Source organism: Winogradskyella pacifica, from assembly GCF_003386275.1.
Lineage (GTDB): Bacteria > Bacteroidota > Bacteroidia > Flavobacteriales > Flavobacteriaceae > Winogradskyella > Winogradskyella pacifica.
Window position 1 is genome coordinate 320127 of the sequence record NZ_QREI01000002.1, and the last position, 17051, is coordinate 337177.

At 33.4% G+C, this 17051-nt stretch carries 14 protein-coding genes; 6 read left to right on the forward strand and 8 right to left on the reverse strand.

The genetic code is table 11. The features are described from left to right. Positions 1–34: 34 nt before the first annotated feature. The 4 genes from accC to DFQ09_RS05625 all read right to left on the reverse strand — a co-directional run bounded on the left by accC (position 35) and on the right by DFQ09_RS05625 (position 4107). Positions 35–1474 (reverse strand): acetyl-CoA carboxylase biotin carboxylase subunit, encoded by a 1440-nt coding sequence (accC, locus tag DFQ09_RS05610; protein ID WP_115808673.1) that lies wholly within the window; start codon positions 1472–1474, stop codon positions 35–37. 122 nt (positions 1475–1596) lie between these two features. Continuing rightward, positions 1597–2076, reverse strand: coding sequence for an acetyl-CoA carboxylase biotin carboxyl carrier protein subunit (locus tag DFQ09_RS05615; RefSeq protein ID WP_115808674.1), 480 nt, complete (start codon positions 2074–2076; stop codon positions 1597–1599). A gap of 83 nt (positions 2077–2159) precedes the next feature. Then, on the reverse strand, positions 2160–2837 hold the full coding sequence (locus DFQ09_RS05620; protein WP_115808675.1) for a PrsW family intramembrane metalloprotease: 678 nt from the start codon (positions 2835–2837) through the stop codon (positions 2160–2162). 13 nt (positions 2838–2850) lie between these two features. Then, a complete protein-coding gene (locus DFQ09_RS05625) occupies positions 2851–4107 on the reverse strand; it encodes a flippase (protein ID WP_115808676.1) in 1257 nt (418 codons plus the stop codon). An 89-nt stretch (positions 4108–4196) separates the two neighbouring features. Between DFQ09_RS05625 and DFQ09_RS05630 the strand changes: the two genes are divergently transcribed. After that, complete coding sequence (locus tag DFQ09_RS05630) at positions 4197–5174, forward strand: helix-turn-helix transcriptional regulator (RefSeq protein ID WP_115808677.1); 978 nt, start codon at positions 4197–4199, stop codon at positions 5172–5174. A gap of 231 nt (positions 5175–5405) precedes the next feature. Here the strand turns inward: DFQ09_RS05630 and DFQ09_RS05635 are convergent, their stop codons facing one another. Beyond that, positions 5406–5966 (reverse strand): NUDIX hydrolase, encoded by a 561-nt coding sequence (locus DFQ09_RS05635; protein ID WP_115808678.1) that lies wholly within the window; start codon positions 5964–5966, stop codon positions 5406–5408. A gap of 204 nt (positions 5967–6170) precedes the next feature. Beyond that, positions 6171–7259, reverse strand: coding sequence for a M42 family metallopeptidase (locus tag DFQ09_RS05640; RefSeq protein ID WP_020896198.1), 1089 nt, complete (start codon positions 7257–7259; stop codon positions 6171–6173). Between the two features lie 221 nt (positions 7260–7480). Here DFQ09_RS05640 and DFQ09_RS05645 point away from each other — a divergent pair, with 221 nt between their 5' ends. The 4 genes from DFQ09_RS05645 to trhA all read left to right on the forward strand — a co-directional run bounded on the left by DFQ09_RS05645 (position 7481) and on the right by trhA (position 13572). Continuing rightward, positions 7481–8371, forward strand: a complete 891-nt coding sequence (locus DFQ09_RS05645; protein ID WP_115808679.1) for an ABC transporter ATP-binding protein — start codon at positions 7481–7483, stop codon at positions 8369–8371. 37 nt (positions 8372–8408) lie between these two features. Then, positions 8409–12065 carry an ABC transporter permease/M1 family aminopeptidase gene (locus DFQ09_RS05650; RefSeq protein WP_115808680.1) on the forward strand — a complete coding sequence of 1219 codons (3657 nt, stop codon included), beginning with the start codon at positions 8409–8411 and terminating at the stop codon, positions 12063–12065. Between the two features lie 187 nt (positions 12066–12252). Further along, complete coding sequence (locus DFQ09_RS05655; protein ID WP_115808681.1) at positions 12253–12942, forward strand: DUF4294 domain-containing protein; 690 nt, start codon at positions 12253–12255, stop codon at positions 12940–12942. Between the two features lie 3 nt (positions 12943–12945). Beyond that, the gene (gene trhA / locus DFQ09_RS05660; protein ID WP_115808682.1) at positions 12946–13572 is read left to right on the forward strand and encodes a PAQR family membrane homeostasis protein TrhA; all 627 of its coding nucleotides are present in this window, start codon (positions 12946–12948) and stop codon (positions 13570–13572) included. Between the two features lie 14 nt (positions 13573–13586). Here the strand turns inward: trhA and DFQ09_RS05665 are convergent, their stop codons facing one another. Together DFQ09_RS05665 and DFQ09_RS05670 are read right to left on the reverse strand one after the other, a co-directional pair. Continuing rightward, the gene (locus DFQ09_RS05665) at positions 13587–14369 is read right to left on the reverse strand and encodes a hypothetical protein (protein WP_115808683.1); all 783 of its coding nucleotides are present in this window, start codon (positions 14367–14369) and stop codon (positions 13587–13589) included. A 92-nt stretch (positions 14370–14461) separates the two neighbouring features. Then, on the reverse strand, positions 14462–15460 hold the full coding sequence (locus tag DFQ09_RS05670) for a lipoate--protein ligase (RefSeq protein WP_115808684.1): 999 nt from the start codon (positions 15458–15460) through the stop codon (positions 14462–14464). 390 nt (positions 15461–15850) lie between these two features. Between DFQ09_RS05670 and DFQ09_RS05675 the strand changes: the two genes are divergently transcribed. After that, positions 15851–17035 carry a carboxypeptidase-like regulatory domain-containing protein gene (locus tag DFQ09_RS05675; protein WP_115808685.1) on the forward strand — a complete coding sequence of 395 codons (1185 nt, stop codon included), beginning with the start codon at positions 15851–15853 and terminating at the stop codon, positions 17033–17035. Positions 17036–17051 lie beyond the last annotated feature (16 nt).

Here is a 17051-nt window from a genome sequence, read left to right on the forward strand (position 1 = left end):
TCGGATTTCTGTAAACTGAGACCGCGACTGAAAACTAACTTGGTACTTTTAAAACTTTTTGTTCTTTTAAAAAATGCTTTAAGGCAATTTTTGCAGCAATTTCTGCTTCTAATGTTTCCTGATCTTGTAAAAGGCTAGGTGAGTAGTACTTTTTTACAAAATGCGTATCAAAATTTCCACTTCTAAAAGCATCGTGTTCACAAACAAAACGACCGAAAGACAAGGTGGTTTGCACTCCTTCTATATGATAGTTGTCAATGGCTTCTATCATGAGTTCAATAGCTTCTTCACGTGTTTTGCCATAAGTAATTAGTTTTGAAAGCATAGGGTCGTAATAAATAGGGATGTCCATACCTTGTTCAAAACCATTATCGACTCTTATATTTTCACCCTCAGGTAGTAAGTAAACTTCTAAATTTCCAACGCTAGGTAAAAAATCATTCATCGGATCTTCGGCATAAACTCTTAGTTCTAAAGCGTGACCGTTGATTTTTAAATCCTCTTGCTTTAGATTAAGATGTTCTCCTCTAGCCACTTTAATTTGTAGCTCTACTAAGTCGACTCCAGCAATCCATTCGGATACAGGATGCTCAACTTGAAGTCTAGTATTCATTTCTAAGAAATAGAAATTTAGGTTTTCGTCTAATAAAAACTCAACCGTTCCGGCTCCGATATAATCACAAGAACGTGCCACGTTAATAGCGGCTTGCCCCATTTTTGCTCTTAATTCTGGCGTTAAAACTGCAGAAGGTGCTTCTTCAACTACTTTTTGATGGCGACGTTGTACAGAACATTCGCGTTCAAATAAATGAATAACATTACCATGCATATCTGCCATCACCTGAATTTCGATATGTCTTGGTGATGCTACATATTTTTCAATAAATACAGAACCGTCACCAAACGCATTTTTAGCTTCGCTGATGGCTCTATCCATTTGCGATTCAAATTCCGTTTCGTTTTCAACAATTCGCATGCCTTTTCCACCACCTCCTGCAGATGCTTTTATAAGGATCGGGAAACCGATGTCTTTGGCTATTGTCTTGGCTTCAGGAATATCCGTAATGGCTTCATCAGTACCAGGAACCATCGGAATATCATAAGCTTTAACAGTTTCTTTTGCTGCTAATTTACTACCCATAACGCGGATGGCTTTAGAACGTGGTCCGATAAAAATAATGTCATTGGCTTCGCATAACTCAGCAAAATCGGCATTTTCACTAAGGAATCCATAACCTGGATGAATAGCGTCAACATTTAATTCTTTTGAAACTTCTATAATTTTATCACCTCGTAAATAGGATTCGTTTGAAGGTGCAGGTCCGATACAAACGGCTTGATCTGCGTATTTGACATGTGGAGAATTCCTATCAGCTTCAGAAAATACGGCAACCGTTTTAATGCCCATTTTCTTTGCGGTTTGCATCACTCTTATGGCGATTTCTCCTCTGTTTGCGACTAGTAATTTTTTCATGAAAAATTTTAATTTTTCGTTCCCATGAAAATGGGAATCTCATTATATTTAATACTTACATGGTTTTTGACTTCGACTGCGCTCAGCCACCAAAACCTTGCAGGTTAGGAAATGATTATATTTTAGTTTTCAAACTCAATTAAGAGCATGTTCTTATCGACAGTCTGACCTTGTTTTACCTCAACAGATTTTATAATTCCTTCACGAGGTGAATTAATCACATTTTCCATTTTCATGGCTTCTAAAATTAACAACGGATCATTTTCTTTAACCTCTTGACCTTCTTTTACATTGATTTCTAAAATCAACCCAGGCATTGGAGCTTTGATATCATTGACTTGTTTTGAGGCGCCAATTTCAAAACCTAAGGCTTCAATTTGTTGGTCTAAAGCATTATAAATATCAACATCGTAAGTATTGTTATTGACTTTAATTGAATATAATTTTTGGTTGAAATCAGTACTTAGAATTTCAGCCTTAATTGGAGTATTATTTTGAAGAATATGGTAGTGATTATTAGATGTTTCTACGACATCCAAAGTGTCCATGTTTTCTTTTGTAACTTCAAAAGTATGGCTCGTATTAACTTTTATTTTATACATATTTTTGCGTTTATTACATGATTAGTATGTAATCATTAAATCCATTGCAAAATATGAAATTATTAACTTTTATTTTATGAATTCTATAAAGATTTGAAGTTTGAATTATCTTGATGTGCCTTAATCGCTTTCTTAGCAAGTACGATACCAATAGCTAACGAAATAAATGCACCAATGGAAATTCCTGGAATAAAATTGATGAATAAGAAGAAATCATAGGCACCATGAAATAGAGTGGCTAATAATAATCCAGTAAGATTAAGCAAAACTCTATGGTTTGAAAACTTAGCTTTTCCCATGTAGAAGCCCATAAGCACACCAAACGTAGCATGAGCAGGGACAGCTGTAAATGCTCTTAAAATTGCGGTTTGATACCCACCATCAATCACATACATAATGTTTTCAGTACAGGCAAAACCCATGGAAACCATCACGGCATAGATGATACCATCATAAGGTTCGTTGAATGCTTCTTTGGGTTGTGCATAATATTTTACAATGACATATTTGCTGAATTCTTCGGCTAACGCCACGACTATAAAAGCTTGAATAAATTGTTGCCATATGCTGAATTCATCAGTGATAGGAATTAATCGTCCTGTGAAAAAATATAAGATAAAAACGATAAGGATACTTACAATAGCGCCAAAAAGAAAACTCTTAATTAATAGACCTCTAGGTTCTTTTTCGTGTTTATCTTGAACGTAGATATATAGAAGGATGGAACATATTGGTGCGATGGCTAGTAGGAGTAGATTCATAAATCAAAAATAATTAAAAAAGCAATAAGAGCTGCTTTCGGCTTTTTGTATCTAAAAATATATAGACGATGTTAGTTATAAAGTGACTGGTTAAAACAGCTATAGCCGCACCAGTAACGTGCCAAATAGGGATCAGTAGATAGCATAGAATGACGTTTACAATACAACCTAAAATGAATCGGTATACATTTTTTTGTAAGTCGTTTGTATTGATAAGGTGTTTTTCATAAATCATTCCAATAAACACAAAAAGGGGAGCCCAGCAGAAAATTAATAAAGGGATTTTGGCTTCAGCATAGCTTTCTGTAAAATAAGAGCTTAGTATCGCATTTCCAAAAAGTGTGTATAGCACGCCAATAATTATGGCTAAAGCACACATGATTTTTAGCAGTCGTCTCATTTTTTTGATATAAAGTGGCCTGTTATTTTGAAAGGATTCTGCTAGAGAAGGGTAGAGTGCGTTGATGATAGAAAATCCAATATTCCAACTTAAAGCGATCACTAAAAATTGAACCGTAGCAAAGATACCATTGGCATGATCTCCTAGAAAATATTTTAAAAACAGCTCATCTATTGTGATATAAAACATAATTAAACTGTTGGAAATTATTAATGGAAACGACATTTTTAATAATGATTTTCCTAAAGGCCATGAAAAGGTCCACTGTTGAAAAGAAAACTGTTTTTTATACTTTAAAATGAGTGTGTAAATTAAGCCTTGAATTAAAAAATCAAGGACAATAAGCTTGGCAAAATAATAGACATCTAATTGTTGTTTAACGCCATAATATTGTAAAGACACAATAATAATTAAACTTGTTATTTTACTCAGGAATATAATTTTTGTCTGTTTTTTGGCTAGTAAATAGTATTCAAAAACATCGGTTAGTTTAAACAGATAACTAATGGTTATGATGTAATACAATCCCTTTAAAGGGCTATTTTCGGAGAGATTAAAATAAATTAGAATTCCTATTAAAATAACAATCCAACTTATAAGGCGAAGGTAAAACGCAGTCGCTAATATTTGTTGACTTCGTTTGGGATGAAATACAATTTCTCTGATGCAAATACCAGATAAGCCTAAAAAAAACAAAGGAGTCAACATTCCTAAAACGGATTCCACAAATTTGAGTTTTCCGATATCTACAGTCCCTAACAGGCTAAAAATTTGAGGAACAATTAAGACACCCGTGATTAGTTGTATCAGTTTTTCTAAAGTAAACCATTTGGTCGCAATAAAATCTTTCTTACTAAAAACCGATGTCATGTAGTATAATTAGGTGTTCAAAGATATAAAAACCAATTCCTTTTAGTCATTTCAAAGTTTATTATTACATTCGTTTTTCAATCCATTAGATGACTCCAGAGTTTCTTCGTCGCTATTATATATTACGCATTATTTCGAACCCAATAGTTTATGGGATTGAAAAAAACGGGTTTGTGCCGTTGGAAGATTTACAACGGTCTTTAGATCAGTTGCGTACCAATAATATGGACGATCCGCTTTACGATAAACTGAACCTTCACAGTCAAAAAACGATTAAACGAGATTTAGATAAAATTAAATCCTATTACCAAACTATCATTTTACACAAGCGTAATTACGGTTATTATGTAGAAGGTTATGATATTAGTGATGCCTTAAAAGAAATTTACGAAAAAACAGAACTCTATCTCTTGCATCACCATGCGCATGCATGGAAAACGTATGTAACTACAGCACGTAGTTCGTTGAGCTTGCAAGTGGATTTGGTACCTTTAATCCATGCTATAGAGCAACATTTATTAATTGAAATAACCTATCATGGTTGGTATGATGATAGCTTTAAGACCATAAGTGGCTTTTTTCAGGCGCTGCACATTAAGGAAATTAATAAAGCGTGGTATTTAATGGCGTTTAACGAACAGTATGGGTTTTATGCGTTTAGTTTAGATAATAGAATAAAGAGTCTTTCTGTAAGCAAACAGCGGGTGAAAGAACCTGTGACTTTTAATTCAAATCATTATTTTAAAAATGTTATCGGCATTTTAAAATCAGATATAAATGCCGAATGGATCCATATAGAAGTCGCCAATCATCATTTTAAATATTTAGAAAATAATCCATTACATCATTCTCAACAAATTGTAACACGTCCTAAAGAACTAGATACGCATAATTTAGACTATAAAAACTCTAATATTTGGGGCGAAATTAAAGTGTATGTGGAGCCTAATTATGAGTTCTTAATGGAAATCTTAAAGTATAATCTTTGGGTTAAGGTGGTGAGTCCATTACATGTTAAAGCTTATGTAAAGCATCATTTGGATTTAATGGTTAATTATTATAAATAACAAAACAGACACATTTTGACCATTTCAGGTTTACTTTTGACAAAGCAAATAGTAAGGGAGGTTTTCTATATGAAAATTAAATTCTAAGTTTATTACATATTTACGATTTGAAGCTGCTAAATACGATGTAGGGATCGCTATTTAAATATTGATTAATAGGTTTCAGTCGTAACTAGCTGAAAAAAGCCTCAACCGAATAGGTTGGGGTTTTTTATTTGGAAGTATAAGTGACTACAACTTCAGTAACTTGGTTTGTATGGCCTCATGTACTTTAAGATAATAGTCATAATTGCTAGCTACAAAATGCATGTTGGTTTCACTCTGTTTTAATAAGTCCTTAAAGTCTTTTAGCGTCACTAATTTTAGAGCTTCAACTTCCGACTCTTGTTTTACTAAGGCATTTATCGGCACTGTTAATTCAGCAATATAAACCTGATGAAATTCATTATCTTGAATCTTACCATCAGCGTACCGTGTTTCATGAAGAAACGTTCCGATTTTATCAAGATGTTTTGGATCCAATTTTAAACCGATTTCTTCTTCAGTTTCACGTAAGGCCGCTTCAATAAAAGTTTCACCAGCATCAATATGTCCTGCAACAGAAACATCCCAAAGTAAGGGAAAAATGATTTTTTTGTGAGAGCGTTGTTGTAAAAGAATTTCACCTTTAGAGGTGTATAGCCATAAATGAATGGTGTTGTGGTACAATCCTTTAGCATGTGCTTCAGATTTTAAAGCTGTATTTCCTGTTGGTTGACCATTTTTGTCAACAATATCTAGAAATTCATCCATAGTTTGGAAGTGGCGTTTTAGTTTTTAAAAACACCCCTAAAGTCCCCTCAAGGGGACAATTCTTAAAAAAATCTTTCAGATCTTTTTAAGCGCAACAGTGAGGCTGTCCCCTTGAGGGGACTTGAGGGGTGTAAACTTCCTGAAATGTTGTTTGTTTTGAGCTGCTGAATAGCTCTATAACTATTTCTAAAAAGCCTAAAAGGTCTATTTAAAATAACTAAACGTTTCTCCGTCTTCTATTTTAAGTAACGTTTCATAAATTAATTTAATCACATTTTCAACATCATCTCTATGTACCATTTCTACTGTGGTGTGCATATAACGCAAAGGCAATGAAATCAAAGCGGAAGCGACACCTCCGTTGCTATAAGCAAAAGCATCAGTATCTGTTCCTGTTGCTCTAGAAAGTGCAGCACGTTGAAACGGTATTTTGTTGGCTTCAGCAGTATCTGTAATTAAATCACGTAATTTTTGTTGAACAGCAGGTGCGTATGCGATAACTGGTCCTTTTCCGATTTCAGCATAACCTTGCGTTTTTTGCTCAATCATTGGAGTGGTGGTATCGTGCGTTACATCGGTAACAATAGCCACATTTGGCTTAATGGTTTGCGCAATCATTTCAGCACCACGTAAGCCTATTTCTTCTTGTACAGAGTTCGTAATATAAAGTCCGAATGGTAACGTTTTCTTGTTTTCTTTCAATAAACGTGCTACTTCAGCAATCATAAAACCACCCATTCTATTATCTAAAGCTCTGCAAACAAATTTGTCTTTATTTAGAATATGAAATTCATCAGGGTACGTAATCACACAACCGACATGAACGCCCATTTTTTCAACTTCTTCTTTGTCCTTTGCTCCGACATCGATGGTAATATTATCTGGTTTTGGAGCTTGTTCTTTGGCTTTATTTCGCGTATGAATTGCTGGCCAACCAAAAACACCTTTTACGATACCATTTTTAGTATGGATGTTTACAATTTTACTTGGAGCGATTTGATGATCACTTCCACCATTTCTAATCACGTAGATTAAACCGTTATCAGAAATGTAGTTCACATACCAAGAAATTTCATCGGCATGTCCTTCAATAACCACTTTAAACTTAGCGTCCGGATTAATAACGGCAACAGCAGAACCATAAGTATCTGTGATAAATTCATCAACATAAGGTTTTAGGTAATCCATCCAGATTTTCTGGCCTTCCCATTCATAACCAGTAGGTGACGCGTTATTTAAATATTTTTCGAGGAAATCGAGTGATTTTTTATTAAGTATGCTTTTAGAAGCCATATTATATGTTTTGAATTTCTGTAAAAATAAAAGGATTTCCTAAGCTTTTAATACCTTTTGAAAAATTTTTGTAACAAATTCATCTATTTTTACACTTATAGATCAATAATCTTAAACTTAAATTTAATACGATGAAACATTCATTCTAATAATTTGATAAGCAATCAAATTATTAATAGCATGTTGCATCTGACCATTTTAAAAAAAATAAACCTAAACACATGAAACTTGTTATAACCAACCTTACCAAAACATACAAAAATGGAGTAAAAGCCATTGATAATCTTAACCTTGAAATCGGAACAGGAATGTTCGGTCTTTTAGGACCAAACGGAGCAGGTAAGTCCTCTTTAATGCGAACTATTGCCACATTACAAAGTCCGGATTCTGGATCTATAATGTTTGGTGATATCAACGTTTTAGAAGATAAAATGGCTTTACGAAAAGTGTTGGGTTATTTACCACAGTCGTTTGGTGTTTATCCAAAAATGTCGGCGGAAGCCTTGTTAGATTATTTTGCAACTTTAAAAGGCATCAGTTCAAAGACCGACAGACAGGCTATTGTAAAAGAAGTTTTAGATATTACCAATTTGTATGACATGCGTAAAAAACATGTTGCGGGTTATTCTGGTGGAATGAAACAACGTTTTGGAATTGCACAGTTGTTATTAAACAATCCAAAACTAATCATCGTAGATGAGCCAACTGCAGGGTTAGATCCGGCAGAACGTCATCGTTTTCTAAATGTTTTGCGAGAAGTTGGAACCAATTGTACCGTCATATTTTCAACACATATTGTTGAAGATGTAAAGGAACTTTGTAACGATATGGCGATTTTAAATGGTGGTCGTATTTTAAAGCAAGCGACACCATCGCAAGCCAGACAAGAATTACAAGGCCGTATTTGGACTAAGATTATAGATAGAGATGATTTAGAAGCACACGAAGCACAATACAACATATTGTCTTCTAATTATAATGAAGATAACTCATTAAACATTCGTGTGTTTAGTGACTTACAACCAAGTGATGATTTTAAATCCGTTGAGCCACAGCTAGACGATGTATACTTTATTGCACTAAAACAAGACGAGCCAGTAAGCGCAGTTTAATTTGGTATTAATCTTGAATTTTTAAAAAAGTACATCTATGTTTTCAACAATATTTACTTATGAATTAAAGTACTGGTTAAAACGACCAGCGACTTATATTTACATGGCTATTTTCTTCATGTTATCGGTCTTTATGGCCGCAACAACAGCAGGAATATTTGATAGTATCACAGCAACGACAAGCTCGGCTCGAATTGTAAATTCCCCAATCGGAATAAACAACTTATTTAATGGAGTTACTATTTTAATTTTCTTTCTATTTCCTTCCATTATTGGAGCTTCGATCAATAGGGATTTTAAAAGTGAAATGCATTCCATTTTATACTCTTATCCGTTTACAAAAGCGAATTATTTATTTGCTAAATTTTTTAGTGCCATTACTATTGTAACGCTTATAGTTTTTACCATTGGAATAGGAATGTTTATAGGCTTTAGGTTGCCAGGCACCAATTCTGATCTGATTATTGCATTTGATTTTAAATCGTATTTCGATTCGTATTGGCTTTTTATTCTGCCTAATATTTTATTGTTTGGAGCTATTGTTTTTGCAGTAGTCACCTTTTCAAGGAATATTGCCGCGGGTTTTATAACCGTTATTTTATTACTGTTTATTCAGGGAGTAACTGATAATTTATTATCGGATCCTGATAGTCGTTATTTAGCAGCCTTATTAGATCCTTTTGGATCTTCGGCTTCAGATTATTACACACGTTACTGGACGGGTTACGAGCAAAACGAGTTGCATATTCCTATTAAGGAAGTAATTCTTTATAACCGTTTAATATGGTTAGGAGTAGCTAGTTTAGTGTTTGGGTTGGTGTTTAAGTTCTTTACGTTTAGTCAAAATGCAATGACTATTTCGCTCTTTAAAAAAGCAAAAGGGGAACGTTCTACAAAACGTAATTTTGGTGGTATCACAAAAATCAATCTTCCTAAGGTTGTAAATGATTATTCATTTGTTCAGAATTTAAAAGCAACTTGGAAAATATCGAATGTAGAATTTAAGTACATCGTTAAAAGTTGGCCGTTTATTAGTATTGTTTTAGTCGGATTAATTGTTGTGTTAATTGCTTTATCTGATTTTGGAAGTCCAACCGGAACTGCATCATATCCTAGAACATGGTTAATGCTGCGTGGTGGTAGTGCGTTTGTGTTTGCTATTAATATTTGTACGTTTTTATATGCAGGTATGTTAGTCAATAGAAGTAAAATAGCCAATATAAATGGGCTAGAGGATGTTACACCAATTCCAAACTGGTCGTTATTCTTATCTAAGTTTATCGCCATAGTTAAAATGCAAGTGTTATTGCTTACTGTGGTTATGGTTGCAGGTATTTTGTTTCAATTGTATAAAGGGTATTTTGATATTGAAATAGGTTTGTATATTAAAGAATTGTTCGGTTTAAAACTGATTAATTATGTGATTTGGGCTTTCTTGGCATTGATGGTTCAAACGGTAATTAGAAATCCATATTTAGGTCTGTTTGTTCTTTTGGTAATTTCAATTGGTATTCCGCTTTTAACTTTAGCAGGCGTAGAACAAGCGATATTTAAGTATAATGAAGGCCCCGGATTTGGATATAATGATATGAACGGTTATGGAGATTCATTATCTAGATATTTAACTTATAAAATATATTGGGTACTTGGAGGCTCAATTCTAATGCTTATTGCGGCGTTATTTTGGGTACGTGGTTTACCACATTCATTTAAAGAACGTTTAAGTATTGCGAAAGACCGTTTTAGAACTCCAATGGCAATTGCATTTGTAACACTTTTGGTAGGTTTCTTTACAATGGGTTATACTATTTTCCATGCAACTAACATTAATAACGATCGCTATTCTTCTAAAGAAGCGGAAGAACTGAGAGTGAATTGGGAGAAAATGTATAAAAAATACGAAGACTATGCGCAACCACGTATTATCGCTGTAAACGTAAATGTGGACTTATTTATTGACGATCGTAATTTTGAATCATCAGGAGAATATACAATGATCAATAAAACAGATACTGCAATTGATAGTATTTTCTTAAATCATAATGATTATCCAAGTACATTTAAATTTAGTCGCGAAAATACGTTGGTATCAGAAGACACACTTTACAACTTTGATATTTATAGGTTAAAACAACCAATGATGCCAGGGGATACCATGAGTTTAAAGTTTACAGTTAAAAACAAACCAAACACATTGTTAGTGTCTAATTCTCCTGTTATTAAGAATGGAACGTTTATTAATAACATGGAATTGTTTCCTAATTTAGGATATAATGGAGGTGAGCTTACAGATGATAAAACCCGTGAAAAATACGATTTACCACCAAACAAATTAAAACCACAGCCATCAGACTCTACTGCTTTGGGGAATACTTATATTTCTAAGGATAGTGATTGGATCGATTTTGAAGCTACCGTAAGCACAAGCGAAGATCAAATTGCCATTGCACCAGGGTATCTACAGAAGGAATGGGTAAAAGATGGAAGACGCTATTTTCATTATAAAATGGATAGTAAAATCTTGAATTTTTACGCGTTTAATTCCGCAAAGTATGAAGTAAAAAAAGACAAATGGAAAGACGTTAGTCTCGAAATTTACTATCATAAAGGGCATGAATATAACTTAGAAAGTATGATGGATGGTATGAAGGCATCATTGGCATACAACAGCGAAAATTTTAGTCCATACCAACACAGGCAATTACGTATTATAGAGTTTCCTAGTGGTGGATTTGCACAGTCTTTTCCTAATACAATTCCGTTCTCTGGAGATGCAGGTTTTATTGCAGACGTCGAAGAGAGTGAAGATGCTGAAGATGCCGGTTTAAACTATACCTATGCGATTACTGTACACGAAGTAGCACACCAATGGTGGGCACACCAAGTGATTGGAGCTGATGTTTTAGGTGCTACCATGTTGTCTGAAAGTTTGTCGGAATATGTGGCATTAAAAGTTTTAGAAAAAGAACTAGGGAAATCACAAATGCGCAAGTTTTTGAGAAAATCTTTAGACGATTATTTAATTAGTCGAACTTTTGAACGTAAACGCGAAAAACCATTAATGTACAATGATGGTCAAGGCTATATTCGCTACCAAAAAGGCTCTTTAGTATTTTATGCGCTTAGCGATTATATTGGTGAAGATGTATTAAATGGAGCTTTAAAAACCTATGTTGAAAAGGTGAAATTTCAAGAGCCACCTTATACCACGTCTATTGATATGGTAAATCATATTAAAGCGGTGACTCCAGATAGTTTACAATATGTGATTAAAGATATGTTTGAAACGATTACGGTGTATGATAATAGAGTTACATCTGCGACATCTACCGAATTGGATAACGGTAAGTATAAAGTGGACATAGAATTTGAAGTAAGTAAATACAGAAATGACGAAAAAGGAAAACAATTATTTTCTGAAGTCGGAAGAGATTCCATTTCATATATACCGGAAGGAAAAGAAAAACCAATAGTATCATTACCACTTCAAGATTATATAGATATTGGGATTTTTACAGAGAATGACGTTGATGGTAAGATGAAAGAAAAAGAACTCTATTTAAAGAAACATAAAATAACAGCTATAGATAATATGATTTCGATTATTGTAGATGAAAAACCGACCGAAGTTGGTGTGGATCCTTACAATAAACTTATTGATAGAGTTTCTGGAGACAACCGTCAGAAACTATAAATAGCGTCATTATTTAATATTATAGACCTTTCAGATAAAATTTATTTGATAGGTCTTTTTTATTTGGTGGTTTTTTCAACAAGTTTCATAATATTAATATGAATTTAAGGTTATAGACTTTAAATATTATTAATTTTGAAATTGCTAAGAATTTCATATTGGAACGATTTTAGTATTAGAATACTACATGAAATACATCACCTACATAGCATTGTTTTTTTCAATGATTATAAGCGCTCAAGAAGATCCTGTAAAACAAGATTCTACTGAAGTCCACTATATGTATATTGAAGGAGATTCTATTCCTGTTACTTCCGTTGAGTTAAAAGAAGTTTTAGTACTCCCAAATTTAAAGTTCAAAGACAGAAACGCACGTATTCGTTATATCATTTTAAGACGAAAAACATTAAAAGTATATCCGTATGCCAAATTAGCGGCAGAACGTTTAGAAGCCTTACAAGAGCGATTAGATGGATTGGAGCGTAAGCGCGATAAAAAGCGCTATGCTAAGATTATTCAAAATTATATAGAAGAAGAGTTTTCTGCGGAACTTAAGAAACTTACAAAAACAGAAGGTCAGATTTTAGTAAAACTCATTCACCGACAAACCGGAAAAACCACCTTCGATCTCATTAAAGAATTACGAAGTGGCTGGCGTGCCTTTTGGTTTAATAGCACAGCGAGTTTGTTTGATATTTCATTGAAGAAAGAATTTAGTCCTATAGATGAAGAAGAAGACTATTTAATTGAAGACATTTTACAGCGCGCTTTTCAAAATGAACAGCTAAAACGACAAGAAGCAGCTTTCGAAATTGATTTTTATAAGAGTGTCAATAAATGGTCTACATCACAAGGAGCTACTAATTATAAAAGTTAAATAATGCGTATTCAAACAAAATTAGAAGAACAACTCAATTCTTGGACGCATGGCTTTGGTGCCCTTTTAGGAATCGTAGCTTTAGTTTTATTAATTATTGATGCAGACAACCTAAAGCCTTGGAGTTTATTTAGTGTTATTGTTTACGGACTTTCTATTATCATTCTTTTTTTAGCATCAACATTTTACCATGCGGTAGAAGGGGAGAAGCGGAAACATTATTTTAGAATTGTAGATCACGTTAGTATTTATCTTTTAATTGCTGGGACGTATACACCGGTTTTATTGATACTTCTAACCAACAGTTTGGGCTGGCCATTATTTTGGACGGTTTGGGGAATTGCAGCTTTTGGTGTGATTTTAAAACTGTTTTTCACCGGACGCTTCGAGATTTTTTCGACGCTTTTATACCTGGTAATGGGCTGGTTGATTGTATTTGATTTCTCAAATGTTTCAGAAGCACTTGGGCCAAATGGTATCCTTTGGTTATTTGCTGGTGGTACATTTTATACCGTTGGAATTGTTTTTTACGCCCTACAGCGAATGCTTTATAACCATGTTATTTGGCATTTATTTGTTCTAGGCGGTGCCATTTGCCACTTCTTTATGATTTATCTTTATGTGATATAGATACTAATGAATTCTTAATTTAAGGATTCAATGACGACATCTATTTCGTTATGAACTCTGTTTAATTCAACATTGTAATTATCTGTTTCATGAATAATTAAGTTTTTGAATAACTTAAACGCTTCTAATCTTAGTTTAGAGTATCTCAGTAATTTTTTATTTTGTTCTACAAGTTCGGATGGTAAGTCTTCAATACTATTAGTTCTATTAATAATCTCTATGTTTTCTTTCCATTTAGGGATGGCTATGCTATCAATCTCATTCAAAAGCGTTTCATCATCTTCCGTATTTAAATGATCGTAGAATATGAGTGACGCCCCTTCATTTTTTGAGAACTGCTCCATTTCGGCATCATAGGTATCATATATTTCATCTGGAATTAAAAATATAGAAGCAAAAACGATAGCTATTAAAATTATTAATGAGATGACACCAATACCTGCAGCTCTCCAGCCAGAATAAAACGGATAATTATTTTCGTCGTGGTTGTTCAGAAGTTTACCATGAATTTTTTCGACTATCAAATAAATAATTCCTGTGTATATAGCAGGAATTACCATATTTGGAATTTTATCCATAATAGATTCAGGAACAACATATAAAGACCCAAAAATGATTAGCGTTGCTATTATGGAAATTATAAAAGCTGTTTTTCCTTTTTCAGCCTGATTTAAAGCTTTGTAATTTTCTTTAATTAAATAGCCGGCTGCCAATGGGCCACCAATAAAACTAGCTAGTCCTATTGATTTTTGCGAATAGAATTTTAAGTCTTTAGTCGTGTAATTATGTTCAATCATTTTTGAGGTTTAAGGCTTTAAAAGTAACTTTTTTAAAATAATAATTTTTTCAAGAGTCTACTACAGTCCGGAATTGTAAACGGTAAATAATATTAATCACTGCCATATACAAGATCAATAAAATCTGACGTTTCTAACGTGCCAAAGTAATCTTCAATTGAAACATTTTCAAGTGTTTTACGAATCTCACGTTTATCATATGGCACACCAATAAGTATATTTTCTAGATCTGAAACCGGTTGTCTTCCAAAGAAATCACCGAAAACTTTAACCTCCGAAATATGTCCTTTCTCAACAAAAATGCGAAGGTCAATTTCGCCTATCGGAAAACGTTTATTACGTTGGATATTAAATTTAGGTGAGCGTCCAAAATTCCAATCCCATAAATCATATTTTTCAGCTTTTAATTGGTGTACAGCTTTCCATTCGTCTTCCGTTAGTTTATAGGTTTCAAAAGGTTCACTGGCTTCGTATAGACCAATGAGTAATTGCTCTTTAAAGTTAGCCATAGAAATCGGTGTCTTTAAAAACTCACTGATATTTGCCACACGACTCCTAACCGATTTATGGCCTTTAGACTGTATTTTGCTCATTTTTACCTGAAGCGCTTTAGCCACCTCACTCATATCGGTATCAAACAATAAAGTACCATGACTTATCATACGTTTCCCTGTGGAGAATTGCGCCGTACCAGAAATTTTCTTCTCATTTACTAAAATATCATTTCGGCCTTTTAGTTCTGCAGAAACACCCATGTCATTTAAGACTTTAATTACCGGTGCTGTAAATTTTTTAAAGTTGCTTATGCTTTTGCCATCGTGGTTAGTGATAAAACTAAAGTTTAAATTTCCTAAGTCGTGATAGACTGCGCCACCACCAGAAACGCGTCTCACCACATGAATATTTTTTGCATCTATATACTCTTGGTTAATTTCCTCTAAAGTATTCTGATTTCGTCCGATAATAATAGAAGGTTCGTTGATGTAGAACAACAAATAATCGGTAGATGCATCAAAATGTCTTAAGGCGTACTCTTCTAAAGCTAAGTTTAATTTAGGATTGGTATGGCCTTCGTTATCGATAAAAATCATAAGGTGTAATGGGTTTGGTACTTCACAAAGATACTCATTTGAAATGGCTGATTTGGGAAGGATTTACTTGTTTCAAGGTGTAAAGAAATATCCGCGATAAAATTAATTGATTTTTAATTTGTTTTGGTTACATTTTAATGAACTTCCAACAACACAAAAAATAATATAAAGGGCTATTATTTTTATATAAGTTTTAGATGTTTGGTTGACGGACAGAATTTATTGCATAAAATCCAAGTAGACCTGAACACTGCATAAGGTTTGAAGCATAGCACATGAGCATATATTCAATTCAACCCGCTTTGATTAGGTAATTCATTGAGCTATCATTCGATAAGGTGAACTATTTATGTTAAATTGTGATATTTTCAAAAACATAAAATTCTATATATGCATTCATTTCGATTATTTATTATTTTTATTTTATTAAGCTTTTCAGTTCAATCACAAAACAAAACGCTCAAAGTTGAAGGTATTGTGTTAGACGAAGCAGAGTTAAGCATTCCTTATGCTGCTGTTAGCATCACTTCAAAATATATTGGAACTTCAACTAATGAGGATGGTCATTTTTATTTAGAATTATCAAAGAAGAATGAATTAGATACTTTGGAGGTGTCTAGCATTGGCTATTTAACCTCTAAAATAGTCGTTAAAGAATTTCTAGAGTTAAAGGAAAAAGTCATCATCTTAAAAGAAGATATCGTATCGCTTGATGAAGTTAACATTATGAACCCGCAACAATATGTAAAGTTCGCTTTTAAAAACTTAAAAAAGAATACGGTGAGTTCTGTACACGAATTAAAGATCTTAAATCGGTTTTTTGCTGTAGAAGATGATAAGGCTAAATTTTTTGTAGAGCACTATCTTAAAATAAAAGATGTCGGTCCAAGAGGTGGTATCGATATCCGTAGAATTGATATTTTAGAAGGGCGCAGATCTGAAGATTACAGAACGTATAAAGATGCTAATATTGGGAGAATTTACCCTGTGAATTTTATGGCTAAAATAGATCCTCTACGTCGCGGCATTTCTATTAAGGATTACAAATGGACTAAGATTGGTGATACGTCTTACGATGGAGAAGATATTGTTATTATTCAAGGTGTGAATCAGGTTCAAAAAAGAAAAAACTATTTAGATCCAGTGCTCTATATTGGAATCGACAGTTATAAGGTGTATAAAACACGAAACAAAGCCTCTAATGTGGTCTATATCTATAAGAAAAATGATGAAGGGAAGCTCTATTTAAGCTATCATAATCATTACACAAAACGTTTTATAGATTTAACTGAAGAACACCAAAGAATTTTAAAAACAACAAACGAACAGATTAAATTATCTAAACGAAATGAAGTCATCGTTTTGGGCATAGAAACGGATAAAAAGAAAATAGATGTGGGAAACACCTACGTGTATCGTACAAAGATGGAAGAAATTGATGTGAACTATAGCGCACAGTTTTGGGACACTGTTAATTTACCACCAGCGACAGATTACTTTAAAAAGAGTGTTAAAGAATTAGAGTCTAATTTTGGAATTCCTATTGACACGCAGTTTGAGTTGGTGAATAAGTAAATTTGAGAATAGTAAT

Bases quoted from the DNA above. Each gene is read 5' to 3' on its own strand.
- DFQ09_RS05640 (WP_020896198.1), bottom strand. From the start codon at position 7,259: ATGGCTTCTAAAAGCATACTTAATAAAAAATCACTCGATTTCCTCGAA.
- DFQ09_RS05615 (WP_115808674.1), bottom strand. From the start codon at position 2,076: ATGTATAAAATAAAAGTTAATACGAGCCATACTTTTGAAGTTACAAAA.
- trhA (WP_115808682.1), top strand. From the start codon at position 12,946: ATGCGTATTCAAACAAAATTAGAAGAACAACTCAATTCTTGGACGCAT.
- DFQ09_RS05655 (WP_115808681.1), top strand. From the start codon at position 12,253: ATGAAATACATCACCTACATAGCATTGTTTTTTTCAATGATTATAAGC.
- DFQ09_RS05650 (WP_115808680.1), top strand. From the start codon at position 8,409: ATGTTTTCAACAATATTTACTTATGAATTAAAGTACTGGTTAAAACGA.
- DFQ09_RS05620 (WP_115808675.1), bottom strand. From the start codon at position 2,837: ATGAATCTACTCCTACTAGCCATCGCACCAATATGTTCCATCCTTCTA.
- DFQ09_RS05645 (WP_115808679.1), top strand. From the start codon at position 7,481: ATGAAACTTGTTATAACCAACCTTACCAAAACATACAAAAATGGAGTA.
- DFQ09_RS05635 (WP_115808678.1), bottom strand. From the start codon at position 5,966: ATGGATGAATTTCTAGATATTGTTGACAAAAATGGTCAACCAACAGGA.
- DFQ09_RS05630 (WP_115808677.1), top strand. From the start codon at position 4,197: ATGACTCCAGAGTTTCTTCGTCGCTATTATATATTACGCATTATTTCG.
- DFQ09_RS05670 (WP_115808684.1), bottom strand. From the start codon at position 15,460: ATGATTTTTATCGATAACGAAGGCCATACCAATCCTAAATTAAACTTA.
- accC (WP_115808673.1), bottom strand. From the start codon at position 1,474: ATGAAAAAATTACTAGTCGCAAACAGAGGAGAAATCGCCATAAGAGTG.
- DFQ09_RS05625 (WP_115808676.1), bottom strand. From the start codon at position 4,107: ATGACATCGGTTTTTAGTAAGAAAGATTTTATTGCGACCAAATGGTTT.
- DFQ09_RS05665 (WP_115808683.1), bottom strand. From the start codon at position 14,369: ATGATTGAACATAATTACACGACTAAAGACTTAAAATTCTATTCGCAA.
- DFQ09_RS05675 (WP_115808685.1), top strand. From the start codon at position 15,851: ATGCATTCATTTCGATTATTTATTATTTTTATTTTATTAAGCTTTTCA.